The organism is Treponema sp. R80B11-R83G3 (genome assembly GCF_054786115.1).
The window spans coordinates 1-417 of sequence record NZ_BDHF01000525.1; the positions used below are offsets into that span (position 1 = coordinate 1).

The 417-nt window shown below is 49.6% G+C and carries 1 pseudogene; it reads left to right on the top strand.

Annotation, left to right across the window (positions count from 1 at the left end):
- Positions 1-58 precede the first annotated feature (58 nt).
- Positions 59-417, top strand: a pseudogene (locus tag ACYVRH_RS14780) (N-acetyl-gamma-glutamyl-phosphate reductase); the annotation flags it as partial.

The window sequence follows — 417 nt, forward strand, 5'->3', positions numbered from 1 at the left end:
ACAATGATTGAATAGGGAATGGGGAATGGGGAATAGTGAATGGGGAATAGGAGAATTTATGGGAAGATACAGAATTTTCATTGATGGGCAGGAAGGCACCACGGGGCTGGAAATCAATGAACGAATGAAAAATCGAAACGATATTGAGATTCTGGCGATTGATCCTGAAAAACGGACGGATCCAAAGGAACGAAGCTCGTACATCAACCGGGCGGATCTTGTGTTCCTCTGCCTTCCCGATGACGCCGCGAAGGAGTCGGTGTCATTGGTTCAGAATCCTGAAACCAGGGTAATTGACGCGAGTACGGCCCACAGGACGATGGACGGGTGGGATTACGGGATCCCTGAACTAAGCGCGGAACACCGAAAAGCAATAGTGGCTTCAAAAAGGGTGTGTGTCCCCGGTTGTTACGCCAC